The 15309-nt window shown below is 67.3% G+C and carries 15 protein-coding genes and 1 pseudogene; 5 read left to right on the forward strand and 11 right to left on the reverse strand.

Features of this window, described 5'->3' with window-relative positions; all coding sequences use genetic code 11:
* Window positions 1-7: 7 nt before the first annotated feature.
* From ACNO8X_RS21130 to ACNO8X_RS21155, 6 genes are all read right to left on the reverse strand, one after another.
* Complete coding sequence (locus tag ACNO8X_RS21130) at window positions 8-388, reverse strand: hypothetical protein (protein WP_418002570.1); 381 nt, start codon at window positions 386-388, stop codon at window positions 8-10.
* Window positions 389-532: 144 nt separating this feature from the next.
* Window positions 533-1234 (reverse strand): lysophospholipid acyltransferase family protein, encoded by a 702-nt coding sequence (locus ACNO8X_RS21135; protein ID WP_418002571.1) that lies wholly within the window; start codon window positions 1232-1234, stop codon window positions 533-535.
* An 87-nt stretch (window positions 1235-1321) separates the two neighbouring features.
* Window positions 1322-1735, reverse strand: coding sequence for a hypothetical protein (locus tag ACNO8X_RS21140; RefSeq protein WP_418002572.1), 414 nt, complete (start codon window positions 1733-1735; stop codon window positions 1322-1324).
* Window positions 1732-2982 carry an ArsA family ATPase gene (locus ACNO8X_RS21145; protein ID WP_390892782.1) on the reverse strand — a complete coding sequence of 417 codons (1251 nt, stop codon included), beginning with the start codon at window positions 2980-2982 and terminating at the stop codon, window positions 1732-1734. The genes ACNO8X_RS21140 and ACNO8X_RS21145 overlap by 4 nt, the downstream gene beginning before the upstream one ends.
* A complete protein-coding gene (locus ACNO8X_RS21150; protein WP_260941199.1) occupies window positions 2978-3415 on the reverse strand; it encodes an SRPBCC family protein in 438 nt (145 codons plus the stop codon). Before ACNO8X_RS21150 ends, ACNO8X_RS21145 begins: the two co-directional genes overlap by 5 nt.
* 106 nt (window positions 3416-3521) lie before the next feature.
* Window positions 3522-3911 (reverse strand): polyketide cyclase / dehydrase and lipid transport, encoded by a 390-nt coding sequence (locus tag ACNO8X_RS21155; protein ID WP_418002573.1) that lies wholly within the window; start codon window positions 3909-3911, stop codon window positions 3522-3524.
* Between the two features lie 102 nt (window positions 3912-4013).
* On the opposite strand from ACNO8X_RS21155, the gene ACNO8X_RS21160 reads away from it, so the two are divergent.
* The 4 genes from ACNO8X_RS21160 to ACNO8X_RS21175 all read left to right on the forward strand — a co-directional run bounded on the left by ACNO8X_RS21160 (window position 4014) and on the right by ACNO8X_RS21175 (window position 8733).
* The gene (locus ACNO8X_RS21160) at window positions 4014-5801 is read left to right on the forward strand and encodes an AMP-dependent synthetase/ligase (RefSeq protein ID WP_418005989.1); all 1788 of its coding nucleotides are present in this window, start codon (window positions 4014-4016) and stop codon (window positions 5799-5801) included.
* 160 nt (window positions 5802-5961) lie between these two features.
* Window positions 5962-6579 (forward strand): hypothetical protein, encoded by a 618-nt coding sequence (locus tag ACNO8X_RS21165; protein ID WP_418002574.1) that lies wholly within the window; start codon window positions 5962-5964, stop codon window positions 6577-6579.
* Window positions 6580-6753: 174 nt separating this feature from the next.
* Window positions 6754-8244 (forward strand): M23 family metallopeptidase, encoded by a 1491-nt coding sequence (locus ACNO8X_RS21170; RefSeq protein ID WP_418002575.1) that lies wholly within the window; start codon window positions 6754-6756, stop codon window positions 8242-8244.
* A 9-nt stretch (window positions 8245-8253) separates the two neighbouring features.
* A complete protein-coding gene (locus tag ACNO8X_RS21175) occupies window positions 8254-8733 on the forward strand; it encodes a hypothetical protein (RefSeq protein ID WP_418002576.1) in 480 nt (159 codons plus the stop codon).
* 17 nt (window positions 8734-8750) lie between these two features.
* Here the strand turns inward: ACNO8X_RS21175 and ACNO8X_RS21180 are convergent, their stop codons facing one another.
* The 4 genes from ACNO8X_RS21180 to ACNO8X_RS21195 all read right to left on the reverse strand — a co-directional run bounded on the left by ACNO8X_RS21180 (window position 8751) and on the right by ACNO8X_RS21195 (window position 12299).
* On the reverse strand, window positions 8751-9917 hold the full coding sequence (locus ACNO8X_RS21180) for a glycosyltransferase family 4 protein (protein WP_418002577.1): 1167 nt from the start codon (window positions 9915-9917) through the stop codon (window positions 8751-8753).
* Window positions 9918-9935: 18 nt separating this feature from the next.
* On the reverse strand, window positions 9936-10703 hold the full coding sequence (locus tag ACNO8X_RS21185) for a peptidase (RefSeq protein WP_418002578.1): 768 nt from the start codon (window positions 10701-10703) through the stop codon (window positions 9936-9938).
* Between the two features lie 59 nt (window positions 10704-10762).
* The gene (gene ripC / locus ACNO8X_RS21190) at window positions 10763-11905 is read right to left on the reverse strand and encodes a peptidoglycan hydrolase RipC (protein ID WP_418002579.1); all 1143 of its coding nucleotides are present in this window, start codon (window positions 11903-11905) and stop codon (window positions 10763-10765) included.
* Between the two features lie 154 nt (window positions 11906-12059).
* Complete coding sequence (locus ACNO8X_RS21195) at window positions 12060-12299, reverse strand: hypothetical protein (RefSeq protein WP_043987105.1); 240 nt, start codon at window positions 12297-12299, stop codon at window positions 12060-12062.
* Window positions 12300-12429: 130 nt separating this feature from the next.
* Between ACNO8X_RS21195 and ACNO8X_RS21200 the strand changes: the two are divergent.
* Window positions 12430-14238, forward strand: a pseudogene (locus tag ACNO8X_RS21200) (DEDD exonuclease domain-containing protein); the annotation flags it as partial.
* On the opposite strand, the gene trpD reads toward ACNO8X_RS21200, so the two are convergent.
* Complete coding sequence (gene trpD, locus ACNO8X_RS21205) at window positions 14176-15267, reverse strand: anthranilate phosphoribosyltransferase (protein WP_231575724.1); 1092 nt, start codon at window positions 15265-15267, stop codon at window positions 14176-14178. The pseudogene ACNO8X_RS21200 and the gene trpD overlap by 63 nt on opposite strands.
* Between the last annotated feature and the right edge of the window lie 42 nt (window positions 15268-15309).

The raw sequence follows: 15309 nt of genomic DNA on the forward strand, positions 1-15309 counted from the left end.
GGACCGGCTACTGCGGATTCAGCTGTGTTGCGCCCGGCGGCAGGTTGGCTGTGCGCGTTGGCGGCGTGCGCTGCCCGGACGACGCCCCCGTTGCGGGCGGGGCCTCGCACTTGTGGGCGCCGTAGTTCCAAATCCCACCCGAAATGGTGCAACAGTTGTGATACACGCCTTCAGGAATGGGGTCGCCGGCCTTGACGTAGTCCGGGTTGCCGAGCACCCAGTTGTCGATGCAGCCGTCATACCACTGGATGTCCCACTCGCCGCCGTTGTTCGGTTCGGCATGGACGTTCGGCAACGGCACGAATGAGCCCACGGTCGGTACGACGACGAACGCTCCGACCGCGACCGCAAGCAGACGGTGGTGCCGCTGGTTATCGAAATGGGCCATCGCACCATTCCTTTGTGGGAGTCCGCTTCAGCTATACACGCTAGAAGGCGACGATAACCCTTTCAGCGAACTCACATGTCCACAAAGAGCAAGCCTGGAAACCAACTGTGCAGTTGCTGGCAATCGCAACGGCAGGCGGTTGCGTCAGCCGGCTTTGACCGCCGCCGGCGGCGTCTTGCCGTCTTTGACGTCGGCCGCATAGAGGTCGACGTACTCCTGGCCGGAGAGGCGCATCAGCTCGTACATCACCTCGTCGATCACGGCGCGTTCGATGAACCGGTTACCGGCCAGGCCCTCGAAGCGGCGGAAGTCCATCGGCTTGCCGAACTTCACCTCGACGCGGGCGAAATGCCACATCTTGCTGCCCGGCGGGTTCACCACGTCGGTGTTGATCATGGCGACGGGAATGACGGGGATGCCGGTCTCCAGCGCAATGCGGGCCAGGCCGGTCTTGCCCTTGTACAGCTTGCCGTCGGGAGACCTGGTGCCCTCGGGGTACATGCCGAGCAGCTTGCCCTGATCCAGGATCTTGGCCGCGGCGGTCAGCGCGTCGGCCGCGGAGTCGGCATTGGTGCGGTCGATCGGCACCTGACCGGTCGACGAATAGAAGAACTTGATCAGCTTGCCCTTGATACCGGTACCGGTGAAGTACTCGGCCTTGGCCAGGAAGAAGATCCGGCGGCGCAGCACCAGCGGCAGGTAGAAACTGTCGACGACAGCCAGGTGATTACTGGCCAGCAGCACAGGGCCGTGATCGGGGACGTATTCGAGCCCCGTGACTTTCGGACGGCCCAGCAGACGCAGCAACGGGCCCATCAAGATGTGCTTGTACAACCAGAAGAACATCGAACCTCCCGCTGAAGGCACCCGGACGGTGCCCTGCGACAACCTTACTCGCGACTGTCGGCCGGACCACAGCCCGCGGCGGACTGGTTATTCCTCTACAGAGACCGGGATGGACTGGTAACGACCCGGTTCTGCAGGACTCGACGGCGGCTCGTCGGCCTGACGGTGTTTGCCACCTGGACCGGACGGATCCGTCGGCGGCTCCGGGTGCGGGCCGGCGGGCCCCTGGTCGGCGAGCGCGGCGCGCACCGCGTCCAGAAAAGTGGTGCTGTGTTGGGCGATTGCCGTCAGCATCGGATGCTGTTCGTCGTTGGCCAACGCGACCAGTGCGCACACCGGGCACCACACCTGATTGCAGTCACTGGGATTCTCACCGTCGGCGAGCATCGCCACGGACAGCCGCACCACGGGGTCGATCTTGTCGATGAGGGCCTGGGCCAGCAGTCGCAGGTCCATCGGTAGGTCGCCGAGGGATTCAGCCCCGAAATTGGTGTGCGTCACTTGGGCCACACCTCCGGGTCAGGGCGAAAACGGACAGTCAGTTCGCAGCCGCGCAATGACGCGCCGGTCACGATGCAACGGCGCAGGACAGATGCCAACGGGACCCGGCGCCGGGTACCACCCGAGCCGATGATGAGGTCATCGTCGACGCGGCCCAGGGTCAGCGACTCCGGGTCGATTTGCGGCAATTCTATCCGTAGCCGGTAGACAGCGGCCAATCCTGAGCCCGATTCGCGGTCGACGATGGGGCGCGGCGGCGCGGGCGGTGGGGCGCCGTGCCGCAGCCGCGACGCCTCCAGCAATTCCCCCAGTGCCTTCGGTCCGATGGGCTCGCCGGCCAGGTGCGGCACCAGCACCAGACGCACGTCGCCGACGGCGGCATCCAGGTCGCTGAGCATGCTGCGTTGCTCGGCGATGCGCTCGGCGTACCAGTCGAAGGCGGGGTGCGCGGGCAGGTTCACGTACTCGTACGAATCGTCTTGGATCAGAACCTGATTCACGATCAGCTCGGACACATGCACACCCATCAAGGTGAGCGACGCCAGCGTCCGCACCGCCTCTGCCACCACCACCCGTTCCGGGGTGAGCACCAGGTGCGCGGTGACGTCGGGCTGGTCCAGCAGCTCACCAAGCGCCTCGGTGGCGCCGGCGAGGCGCTCGACGAGGGTCACCATCGCGATCGTCTTGGCATCGGCCAGGCCGACCGACAGCCGCCGGTGCCGCGGCCAGGCCTTCTCCAGGTAGAGGGCGAACGCCGCGGGCAGCGTCAACATCCGCATGGCGTCGGCTGTCGAGGCGCAGTCGACGATCACGTGGTCCCAGTTGCCCGAGGCCGCCAGCTCCGCGACCTCGTGCAGCCCCAGCACCTCCTGAATCCCGGGCAGTGCCGAAAGTTCCTCCGGTGCAACGTCTCCCACATCGGACTCCGGGAACCGGGCGACCAGTACCGCGGCCACCTCGCGCCACCGGGCCTCCAGCAGCGCCAGGGTGTCCAGCGCCAGGGCATCGAGCATGACGCCGGCGCCGTCGTCGACGGGCACCTGCGTGGGCACCCGCAATCCGGTCGGCTGGACGTCCGCGCCGAGCACGTCGCCCGTGGAGTGGGCCTGGTCCGTCGACACGATCAGCACCCGCTGCCCGGCCCGGGCATCACGCACCGCGGTGGCCGTGGCCACCGTCGACTTGCCTACTCCACCCTTACCGACGAACAGACTGATCCGGGCGCGCCCAGCAGGGTCCGTGTCAATCAGACTCGACTCGCTTCTTCAGGTCCTTGAGCGCCGTGTCGGTCAGGCGGCGCTCTGCCTTGCGTTTGAGTAATCCGATCATCGGGATGATCAGGTCGACCGACAGTTCGTACGTCACGTCGGTGCCAGAACCCTTGGGCGACAAGCGGTATGTGCCTTCGAGGGCCTTCAGCAGCGAGCTGGACACCAGGGACCAGCTCACCGACCGGCGGTCGGCGGGCCACTGGTAGGTGAACACCATGGTGTCCTTGAGCACCGTGGCGTCGAGGACCATCCGGGCCGTCTTCGGGTAACCGTCGGCGTAGACGTCCAGCACCTCGGTCTCCGGGTACTCGGCGACCCAGTCCGGATATGAGCCGATATCGGCGATGACGTCCATCACGGTCGCCGGGTCGGCGTCGATGTAGATGGTCTGCGCAGTCTTGTCCGCCACGTGTCCACTTCCCCGAGTTAACGATGCCGGCGCAGGCTGTCCGACGCCCGTCTGCCGAGCTCTCAATGTACCGCCAGCGCCCAGCCCTGGTCGGGTGATGCGGGCCTCAGGCCAACCGGGACACGCCCACCGGGCGGGTCCGCTCGAGGTCGGTCTTGATCTCGAAAGCCATGTTCTTCCCGGCCACCCGACGACGATGGTTGAGCTCCGCCAGGTTCAGCTCGGCCAGCGCGGCGCCGGACACGCCCGTCGGCTCCGCGTGCAGGAAGTAATGCAGCACGACACCGTCCATGACGGATTCCAACCAGACCTCCATGGTCCCGGTCAGCGCGCCGGTGACGGTCCACCGGTGCCCAGCCGGACCGCGGTCTTCGACGACCGTCAACGACAGGTCCGGCCACCACCGCCGCCAGCTGCTCGGGTTCGCCACGGCGGCTCCGACTGCGGCTGGGTCGGCACACACGAAGGTCTCGTCGGCGATCTGGATGCTGTTCATCCCCACCAGCTTCACATACGCCCCCACAGTGTGATGAAGCACCCGACTACGCTGAGCACGGCATTGCTGTCGGTGCACTGCCACGACCCGAAAGGCCACACCGTGCGTGAGTTCAGCGTTCCGGCATCGTTCACCATCGGCGAGTACGACAACGTCGTCGCCCCGGTGTACTCCCTCGAGCGCGGCGACCCCAACCACGTAGCCATTCAGCGCCTGGTCGGCGACACCTGGACCGACGTGACCAGCGCAGAAGTCGCGGCCCAGGTTCGGGCCACCGCCCTCGGCCTGATCGCCAAGGGTGTCAAGCCCGGCGACCGGGTGGTGCTGCTGTCGGCGACCCGCTACGAGTGGCCGATCATCGACTTCGCGATCCTGTCGATCGGCGCGGTGACGGTGCCCATCTACGAGACCTCCGCCGCCGACCAGATCCGGCATGTGCTGGCCGACTCCGGCGCCGTCCTGGCATTCGCCGAGGCCGACGCCCACGCCGCCAAGATCGAGTCGATCCGGGCCGAGGTGCCCGCGCTCGGTGAGGTGCTGGTGATCGACAGCGGTGCCCTCGATCAGCTGGCCGCCGCCGGCGCCGCGGTGGACGGTGCCGAGCTGGACACCCGCCTGGCCGCGATCAAGTCGAGCGACCCGGCCACCCTGATCTACACCTCGGGCACCACCGGCCGCCCCAAGGGCTGCCAGCTGACCCACGCCAACCTGCTTTCGGAGCTGCGCGGCGTCAAGGCCTGCTTCCCCGACCTGCTGGCCAAGGGCCAGAAGCTGCTGGTGTTCCTGCCGCTGGCGCACGTGCTGGCCCGCGCGGTCGCGGTGGCCGGCTTCAGCAACCAGGTGACGCTCGGCTTCACCAGCGACATCAAGAACCTGGTGCCGATCCTCGGGGTCTTCAAGCCGACGCTGGTGGTGTCGGTGCCGCGCGTGTTCGAGAAGGTCTACAACACCGCCGAGCAGAACGCCCGCAACGACGGCAAGGGCAAGATCTTCCAGATCGCCGCCGACACGGCCATCGAGTGGAGCAAGGCGCAGGACACCGGCGGGGCCGGCCTGCTGCTCAATCTCAAGCACACGGTGTTCGACAAGCTGGTGTACGGCAAGCTCAAGGCCGCCCTGGGCGGCAACTGCGTCGGCGCCATCTCCGGCGGCGCCCCGCTCGGCGCCCGTCTCGGCCACTTCTACCGCGGCGTCGGCGTCACCATCTACGAGGGCTACGGCCTGACCGAGACCAGCGCCGCCATCACCGTCAACCGGATCGACGAGTTGAAGGTCGGCACCGTCGGCAAGCTGGTGCCCGGCAACAACATGCGCATCGCCGAAGACGGCGAGCTGCTCCTCTCCGGCGGCGTGGTGTTCAGCGGCTACTGGAAGAACCCGACCGCCACCGGCGAGGCCTTCACCGACGAGTGGTTCCACACCGGTGACCTCGGCGCCATCGACGACGACGGATACCTGTCGATCGTCGGTCGCAAGAAGGAGATCATCGTGACCGCCGGCGGCAAGAATGTCGCCCCGGCCCCGCTGGAAGACGTGATGCGCGCGCACCCGTTGATCAGTCAGGCCATGTGCGTGGGCGATCAGGAGCCGTTCATCGCCGCGCTGATCACCATCGATCCCGAGGCGTTCGAGGGCTGGAAGCAGCGCAACGGTAAGGACGCCGGCGCTTCGGTGGGCGACCTGGCCGCGGACCCGGCGCTGGTCGCAGAGATCCAGAAGGCCGTCGACGACGCCAACCAGACGGTGTCCAAGGCCGAGGCCATCCGGAAGTTCCAGATTCTGCCCGTCGACTTCACCGAGGACACCGGCGAACTGACGCCGACGCTCAAGGTCAAGCGCAAGGTGGTCGCCGAGAAGTTCGCCGCCGAGATCGCGGCGCTCTACAGCTGACATGTACGCACCGTTTGTCAGATGACACATGAAAGCCGCCCCAGTGGTCATCTGGGGCGGCTTTCGTCAATAAGCCCAGAGAGCATGTGCGGGTTTCCTACGATGCGTTGACGAACCGGCCAGAACATTCGTGTTCGTGTCACCACAACGGGGGGCTCAGATGGCACGTGCCGTGTCGACGTTGTGGGTCGATTTTCCCGATGTGCGCGACGAATACGCGGCCCTGTGGTCAGAGATGGTGATCCACGAGGACAAGGTCGCCGACGTCGACTGGACCGTCGCACGCATCATTGGCGACAAAGAGGCATACCTGAACATCGAGCGGCGCACCAGTGTGCCGTGGTTCGTCGTCGCAGTCATCCACAGCCTCGAAGCCGGTGGCGACTTCAGCCGCCATTTGCACAACGGCGACCCTCTTACCGCCCGCACCGTCAACGTGCCGGAGGGGCGCCCGCCCGACGGTGAGCCGCCGTTCTCGTGGGAAGACAGCGCAGTCGACGCCTTGGAAATCGACGGACTCAACGCGGAGACCGACTGGTCCGTTCAGCACGTGGCGTATTGCCTTGAAGGCTTCAACGGCTGGGGGTATCGCGAGTATCACTCGGAGGTGAAGTCGCCGTACCTATGGAGCTTCAGTAACCACTATGTCTGCGGCAAGTACGTCGCGGACGGTACGTGGGACGGAACAGCGGTGAGTGCTCAATGCGGTGCGATGGTCCTGCTGAGGCGCTTGCAGGATGCCGGCGAGATCGAGTTGGTGGTGGCCGACTACAACTAAACGTGGACCCCGAAATATCCGACGTTGCCGGGTCGCAGTTCACCCTGGATTCATAGGGTAAAAACATTGCTGCCCAATATAATTCAACAATCATCGCGATTCTAGTGAATTTGCTGAATGCATCCGAACCGAGTGTCACACTGTGCATGTTCCCTTCTACGAAAGAGGCATGCGATGGCCCGGTTCTGGCCTATGCGAGCGAACGAATTCAAACTGGGTTCCCTCTTCGGTCCTCGTTGGGGCGAAATGCATCTCGGCATCGACCTGGAAGCGGCTGACAACACTCCGATCTATGCGGCGCAGGCCGGCGTGGTCAAGTACATCGGAAACGCCGATGGTTTTGGCCAATGGATCGTGCTCGATCATCCGGCGGAGGCCGGCGGCGGAACCACCGTCTACGGACACATGTGGGACGCCTCCGCGACCGGGCTTCAGCAAGGCGACTGGGTGGAAGCCGGCCAGCACATCGCCTTCGTCGGCAACAACGGCAATTCGACTGGGCCGCACCTGCATTTCGAGGTGCACAAGTATGTCTGGGCCAGGGGCGCGCAGATCGATCCCCTGCCCTGGCTCGCCGGATGCCCCTACCCCGGCGAGCCGGCCGTCGCGTCGTTGAATGGCAGCACGTCACTAAGAGGCGTTGCGCCGCTTCGTTTCACCGGCCCGTCGTCGATACCGCGAAGTGCGGTGGCGCTGACCGACACCATCTACGCCGATGTGTCGGAGCACCAAGTCCCGGTAGACGACTCCTATCCGTATCGGGTTATCGCCATTCGGTCCAATGACGGTGACTACCACGACCACCACTGGGATGAGAACTACGACTGGTGCAGGCGCAAGTGCGATGAAGGTGCCCTCGACTTTTTCATCGTGTATTTCGTCTGGCGGCAGAACTGGGAAGTCACCGTCGACACCATCAAGGACATGGTCGGAGAGCCGCATCCGCGCATGGCGGTCATGATCGATATCGAGAGCTGGGACGGCAAAATCGGCGGTGACCAATCCGACGGGCTGAACGGCGCGTACTGGGCGTTGGCGCAGTGGCTGGGCGACCCGCGACGAGTGATCGCGTACGGGACCGCCGGCGACCTGAACGCACTCTGGCCCGACAAGCCCGGCGGGCTCGGAATCGTCCTTGCCGCATGGGGATTCAACCCGGACTACCCCGGCAAGATCGCTCACCAATACACCGACGACAACGGCTACGGCAATGGCGACTCGTTGCCCAATGGCTGCCTGCCGTTCGGCCCTTGCGATATGAATTCGGCTGACGGTCGCAACCCGGTGGAGTTCGCGGCGGTATGCGGTATCGACGTGGGTGCGGTCCCCGAAACGGTCGCCACGTTTGACCGAAGTCGGGTCCTCGCGTTCGACGGTCCCCGCAGGGTCGTGCCGCGCAATGTGTACGGTGGCGACGGAGACGACACAGCGGTAGAGCGCGACGCGTTGCTCGGCGATCCCGCCGCAGTCGGGCTCGTCACGAAATGCGCTGGGTCGTCGCAGGATGCCGCGGCGCGCGCCCGCGCTGAACTGATTCTCACCAGGCTGCAGCAGTTGGCCGGACAGACGCCGCCGGAAAAGCGACCAGCTAGGAAATCGCGCGACAGTTCTACCAAGAAGCCACCTGAAGGTGACACGCCACGTCCACGCGGACGCAGGACGTAGGCGTCTGCCGTGAACAGAAACCTGGTGATCGTCGCTCCGAATACGACCAAGCCGACGTCCGACTACCGCACGTTCGATCGGACGAAGTTGGATCCAACGCAGCCTGGCCAGAAGCCCGAATTGGCCGGTGTGTCAGACAAGTTGATGCGGTATATCCCGGCCGAAGCACTCGCGCTGTACACCATGCTCGACCCGGCAGTCCGGTCCATTGGGACCGGTCCGGGTCTCAAGATCGGGTTATGGATCGCCCTCGGCGTCAGCGTGATCTTCTGCTGGCTCTACCTGATGCGCATCTCACGCGTAGCACTGCAGCACAGGGTGATATCGACGGTTGCCTTGATCGCCTACATCTCCAGTGTGGGTGGTCCGTTCGCGGAATACAGTGCGTGGAAGCCGGGTTTCGGTCTGATCGCCGCAGTCGTGGTTTCCGCGTTCCTGGTATTCGTACCGGCGGAGAACCAACCTGTGGCCGGTGCGGGTGAGCGGTAGCCGCGTCCGATACCGCCCTAGAGCAGCTCGGCGAGCCGCTCGCCCTTGAGCTTCCACTGCCAGTTGTCGACGACGAACTGACGGCCGGCGGCGCCCATCGCGGCGCCCCGGTCGGGGTCGGCCAGGATGTCACCGATGGCTGCCGCGATGGCGGCCACGTCGCGACCGTCGACCACGTGGCCGGTCTTTCCTTCCACGACGGTTTCCGGTGCGCCGCCGGAGTCGCCGGCGACCACCGGCACACCGCACGCGGAGGCCTCGAGGAAGACGATGCCGAGCCCTTCGACATCGAGGCCGCTCCCCCGGGTGCGGCACGGCATGGCGAAGACGTCGGCCATCGCGTGGTGGGCCGGTAGCTCGTCGCCTGGCACCCCGCCGGTGAACACCACATGGTCGGTGACGTCGTAGCGCTGCGCTAGTTTCTGCAGATCGTCGCGGTACGGCCCATTGCCGACGATCACCAGCGCGGCACCGTTGATCCGTTCCCGGATGGCGGGCAGCGCCCGGATCAGCATGTCCTGACCTTTGCGTGGGACCAGGCGCGACAGGCAGACGATCACCGGCCGCTGCCCCAGCCCGTACCGGGCCCGCAGCTCCGCGCGGGCCACCTCGTCGGGGACGAAGCGGTCCACGTCGACCCCGGGCGACAGGTATTCCAGCGCGGCTTCCGGCCCGAACGCCGCGGCGAACCGGTTGCGCGTGTAGTGGCTGACGAACGTCACCACGTCCGTGTTGTTTCCGATGTGGCGCAACGCGTTTCGTGCGACGGGCAGCATCGACCAGCCCACCTCGTGACCGTGCGTGCTGGCCACCACCCGGGTCGCCCCGGCGTCGCGGGCGAGCGGGGCCAACAATGCCAGCGGTGCGGCCGCGCCGAACCAGACGGTGTCGATGTCGTGCTCGGCGATGAGCTTGCGCATCCGTAGCGCGACGGTCGGCTCGGGCACCATCAGTGTCGTCGGGTGGCGGACCACCTCGTATCCGGCGGCCGCGGCAGCCTTGTCGTATTCCGGCGCGCCCTTCCATTTCGGGGCGTACACCGTCAGCTCGTGCGACCCGCGGCCGAGCAACTCGCCGACGAGGCTCTCCAGATACGACTGGATGCCGCCACGGCGGGGCGGGAAGTCGTTGGTCAGCAGCAGCACCCGGGACGTCCGGGGCGAGCTGGGCGACAGGGAAGACATCGCGGTCAGGCTATCGCGTCAGCCCTGAGCCGCGAGCCACCGCTGCCACGCAGCGGTCAACGCGTCGCCATCCAGGCCGAGGGTGGCGGCCAGCGCGGTGTCGAGGCTGGGATGACCGACACCGCACGCGGCCAGATACAGCCGTCGCAGCACCGGATCGCCGAACTGCCCGCCGACGAACCGGACGAACCACCAGGCGCGGTCATAGGCCAGCGACAGCGCCGGCCCGGTGACCTGGAAGTCGGCGTTGCCGGGCAGCACCGCGAACTCAGCGGCGTGGGCTGGGCCGGGCGGTGGCGTGCGCGGGCGGCTGACGTAGTCGGCGACGCCCTCGGTCAGGCACCAGGGCGCATCGGCGGCCGTGACGGGCCGGGAGGCGTAATGGAAAAGCTCGTGGCGCAACACGATTCGCAGCGCGCCGGGCCCCATCTTGGCGGCGCCGGGGGCGAACACAATGCGGTCGACGGTGGTGGCCGCGGCAAACTCCTGACGCCCAGCAGCCAGTACCTGGAATTCCTCGTCGGTACCGGTGGTCACGATGGTGATCTGACGGCGCCAGTCGTCGCCCCAGAATTCGGTGACTGCGGCGACCGCGCCGTCGAGTTCGGTGGTGATGCGGCCCGGCAGGGTCGAGCCGGGGTCCAGGGCCAGGAGTTCGACGGTGCGGCCGTCAGCCAGGCGGATGGTCGTCGGTGCTGGTGACGAAGACGGCGGCGGCGGTGTTGGCCCGGGCTGCGACGGGGCGGCCTCGTTCGCACGACCGCGGCTCAGTATCGCGGCGGCCACCGCCGCCTCAGCGGCGAACAGGCCGAGGACGGCCCGTCGTGGCAGACGTCGGGACAGGCTCAGTAGCGACGCACGTTGTAGATCGGTGCGTTGTCGACCGGCGCCACTCGCACGGGCACACCGAATGTCGAGGCGTGGACCATCATGCCGTCGCCGATGTAGATGCCCACGTGCGAGGCGTCGGAGTAGTAGGTCACGACGTCACCGGGCTGCATCTGGTCGCGCGACACCGCCTGGCCTCCGGCCGCCTGCGCATAGCTCGAGTGCGGCAGCGAGATGCCGGCCTGCTGGAACGCCCACATCACCAGGCCCGAGCAGTCGAACGCGCCAGGACCGGCCGCACCCCAGGAGTAGGGATCGCCGATGCGGGTCAACGCGGCCTGCACCGCGATGGCGCCGGCAGCGGTACCGCCGGCGACGTCGGGCACTACAGGCGCGCCCTCGACCGGCGGGGTGGGGCCTGCAGCGTTGATGGCGGGATCGTCACCCGGAGCCGGCGGCAGGGCGTCCGGAGCGGGTACCGGCGGGGCGGCCGGGGCCGGCGGCAGGGCCGCCAATGCCTGGCGCTGACTCGGCGTCAGCGCGGTGTAGCGGGACTTGACGATGGCGATCTGCACCTGCAGTTTGCTTTGCTTGGACTGCAGATCGGCACGTACCGCGGCGGCTTGCTCGGCGGCGGTCTTGGACTCGGCGGCGAGCCTGGCCGAGTCGGCCTCGGCCTTGGTAGCGGTGTCGGAGGCACTGTGGAAGTTGGCCATCTGCGCGGCCATCTCACTGGCCATCACGCGCTGGACGGAGAGCTGGTCGATCAGGCCCTGCGGGGAGTCCGCGGTCAGGATGGCGTCGATGCCGTCGGTCCGGCCGCCCATGTACTGCGCTGCAGCAATCTTGTCGACAGACGTCTGATAGGTAGCCAGGTCGGCCTGAGCGACGTCCGCGGCTGCGGCGGCGGCCTCGTGCTTGGTGTCGGCGGTCTTCGCGGCGGCCAGCTTCTTGTCCAGATCGAGCTGCGCGGCGTGCATGGCCTCGGTGGTCTGCTCTGCCTGGCGCGAGAGCTCATTGAGCTTTGCTACGGCGTCGTCGGCCGGATCGGCCTGGACGTTGCCCGCAAATACGCTACCAAGTATGGTGAGCCCCGCGATCGCACCGGCTACTGGTCGTTTAAGACCGCATATGGTGCGGTGTGTGCGGTGGAGACTCAAGATTTCGCGTCCTTACAACTGCGGGTTCGAGCCGCTTCGAACTCAGTGAGGTCTCAGATAGGTTACGAAACGGCATCGGCGTTGTCCAACGGGAATGGCCAATCTATCAGCCCGCCCCCCGATCCTGTTAACCAGCATCACAATGTGAGGGTCGTCACGCTACGCCCGTAGCACTTGACGCGGGCCCGATCTGGTCTTTCGGACGGCCGATCGGCACCAACCGCAAACGCGGCGCCATGCCCGCATCGGCGAGTACCTCCAGTGCGCGGCGCTCGTCGTCCATCAACGTCTCGGGCACACCCAGCAAAACGCTGACCACGCAGTCACCACAGCCGGGACCACGCACCGCGCAGTCGTCGCAGTCGATCTTCACCGGCCCGTTGTCCATCTTCATCTCTGACTCCTTTATCGGTTGAGGCGCACGCTAGCGACGTCCACCGACAAAAAGTGCGGCTGATCAGCAACCCGATAACGGAATGACATCGATGGGATTTCTTGTCGGTGCCGGCCCCTACTGTCGCGTCATGGGCTCCGGCAGCGCCACCGACCAGCTGGCTTTCGATCTTGATGAGGCGTTGCTGCGTGACACCACGTTCGTGGTGGTCGACCTGGAGACCACCGGCGGCCGGGCCCGGGCGGACGAGACCGGCGGCGGCTGGGACGCCATCACCGAGATCGGCGCCGTCAAGATCCGCGGCGGCGAGATCATCGGCGAACTGGGCACCCTGATCGACCCCGGTCGTGCCATCCCGCCCCAGATCGTGCAGCTGACCGGGATCACCACGGCCATGGTCTGCGACGCCCCGCGCATCGAGTCGGTGCTGCCCGCGTTTCTGGAATTCTGTCGCGGTGCCGTCCTGGTCGCCCACAACGCCGGCTTCGACATCGGCTTCCTGCGGGCCGCGGCCGAACGCGCGCAGCTGCCCTGGCCCAACCCGCCGGTGCTCTGCACGGTCAAGCTGGCCCGCCGGGTGCTGACCCGGGAGGAGGCGCCGAGCGTCCGGCTCTCGGAGTTGGCCCGGTTGTTCCGCGCCACCACCACACCCACCCACCGGGCCCTCGACGACGCGCGCGCCACCGTCGACGTGCTGCACGGGCTGCTGGAGCGCATCGGCAACCAGGGTGTGCACACGCTGGCCGAGCTGCGCGGCTATCTCCCCGACGTCACCGGCGCACAGCGCCGCAACCGCAAGCTCGCCGACGCACTGCCGAACTCCCCTGGCGTGTACCTGTTTCGCGGGCCGTCCGAGGAGGTGCTCTACGTCGGCACCGCGGTCGATCTGCGCCGCCGGGTCCGGCAGTACTTCACCGGAGCCGACCCGCGCGCCCGCATGAAAGAGATGGCGTCACTGGCCGTCCGCGTCGATCACGTGGAGTGCGCCCACGAGCTGGAAGCCGGGGTTCGCGAACTCCGACTGCTCGCCGCGCACGCACCGCCCTACAACCGGCGCTCGAAGGCTCCGCACAAATGGTGGTGGGTGGTGCTCACCGACGAGGCGTTCCCTCGTTTCAGCGTGGTCCGGGCACCGCGTCACGACCGGGCCGTCGGCCCGTTCCGGGCCCATGCCGACGCCGTCGACGCGGCCCTGCTGCTGGCCCGCTTCACCGGAGTGCGGACCTGCACGACCCGGCTGGCCCGGGCAGCCGAGCACGGGCCGCAGTGCCCGGAGCGTGAACTGTCGCCGTGTCCGGCGCCCTGTGGTATCACCGCCGGAGGGTATGCCGAATTTGCCGGCCGGGCTGCGGAAAACATTGCCGGCGTTGATGATTCCGCACTCGGCGCAGCACTGAAACACATCGACGACCTGGCGGCCGAGGGCCGCTACGAGACCGCGGCACGGCTCCGGGACCATGCCGCCACCGTCATCGACGGACTGTGGCGCGGTCAGCGCCTGCGGGCCCTGACCGCGCTGCCGGAGCTGGTGGCCGCCCGGCCCGACGGTGCCGGTGGCTGGCACCTCGTCGTGGTCCGGTACGGCCAATTGGCGGCGGCAGGCAACGCGCCGCGGCGGGTCCCGCCGATGCCCGTCGTCGACGCGATATCCGCTGCGGCACAGGTGATCCTGACGTCAGAGCGGCCGCTGGGCGGCGCGCCCGTCGAGGAGGTGGCACTCATCGTGCGCTGGCTGGCCGCGCCCGGTGTGCGCATCGTGCGCACCGACACCGAATCAGGAGCGGGCTACTGCCTGCCGATCACTGCGGCCGGGCGGTGGGCCGAGTGGGCCGCCACCGCCCGATCGGCCCGGGCAGCGGCGCAGCAGGCACAGCGGTCAGACCTTCTGGGTGAACCGAGCCCACCGCGCGAGCAGCTGCTCGGCCGCGCCCGAATCGATCGCCTCCGTGGCGCGGGCCAGGCCACGCTCCCACGCCGGCACCCACTGGGCGTCGCTGGATAGCCCGGCATGAGCCACCATGGCGCCTGCGGCGTTGAGCACCACGGCATCCCGGACCGGGCCGGCCTGGCCTGCCAGTACCGCACGCACCGACTCCGCGTTGGCCGTGGCGTCACCGCCACGCAACTCGCTCAGGTCAGCGCGAGCGAAACCGAACGCCGCCGGATCCAGCGTCAGCCGCTCCACGGTGCCGGCCTGCACGCGCCAGATGGTGCTCGTCGTCGTGGTGGTCAGCTCGTCGAGCCCGTCGTCGCCGTGCACCACCAGGACGCTGGAGCCGCGCGCGGCGAACACACCTGCCATCACCTCGGCCAGTTCCGCCCACGCACAGCCGATGAGACCGGCCCGCGGCATCGCCGGATTGGTGAGCGGCCCAAGGAGATTGAAGACCGTCGGCACCCCGATCTCCCGCCGCACGGCCGACGCGTGCCGGTAGGACTGATGGAACTGCGGGGCGAAGGCGAACCCGATGCCCACCTCGGTGACCGAGCGGGCGACGTCTCCCGGCGACAGGTCGATCCGCACGCCCAGGGCTTCCAGGGTGTCGGCACCACCGGACAGCGACGACGCCGCCCGGTTCCCGTGCTTGATCACCGGCACTCCGCACGCGGCGACGACGATCGACGCCATCGTGGACAGGTTCACGGTGTTGGAGCCGTCACCTCCGGTACCCACGATGTCGACGACATCGGTGCCGATCGCCGCGAGCGCGTCCGCGGGCACTTTTCGGGCGTGTCGCAACATCACGTCGGCGAGCTCCGTCACCTCCGCGGAGGTCGGCCGCTTCATCTTCATCGCGATGGCGAATGCAGCGATCTGCGCCGGGGTCGCGGAACCGGTCATGACCTGGTCCATTGCCCACCCCGCCTGACCCACGGCAAGGTTCTGGCCGGTGGTCAGCCGGCCCAGGATCTGGGGCCACTGGGGCCCGTCGGTGATCGGTTCCTGATGGGGATCGGTGGTTGGCACGAACCCGATTATGACCAATGTCGGCACCCGGGTGGAGTTCAA

This window comes from Mycobacterium sp. PDNC021, assembly GCF_048282635.1.
GTDB lineage: Bacteria > Actinomycetota > Actinomycetes > Mycobacteriales > Mycobacteriaceae > Mycobacterium > Mycobacterium llatzerense.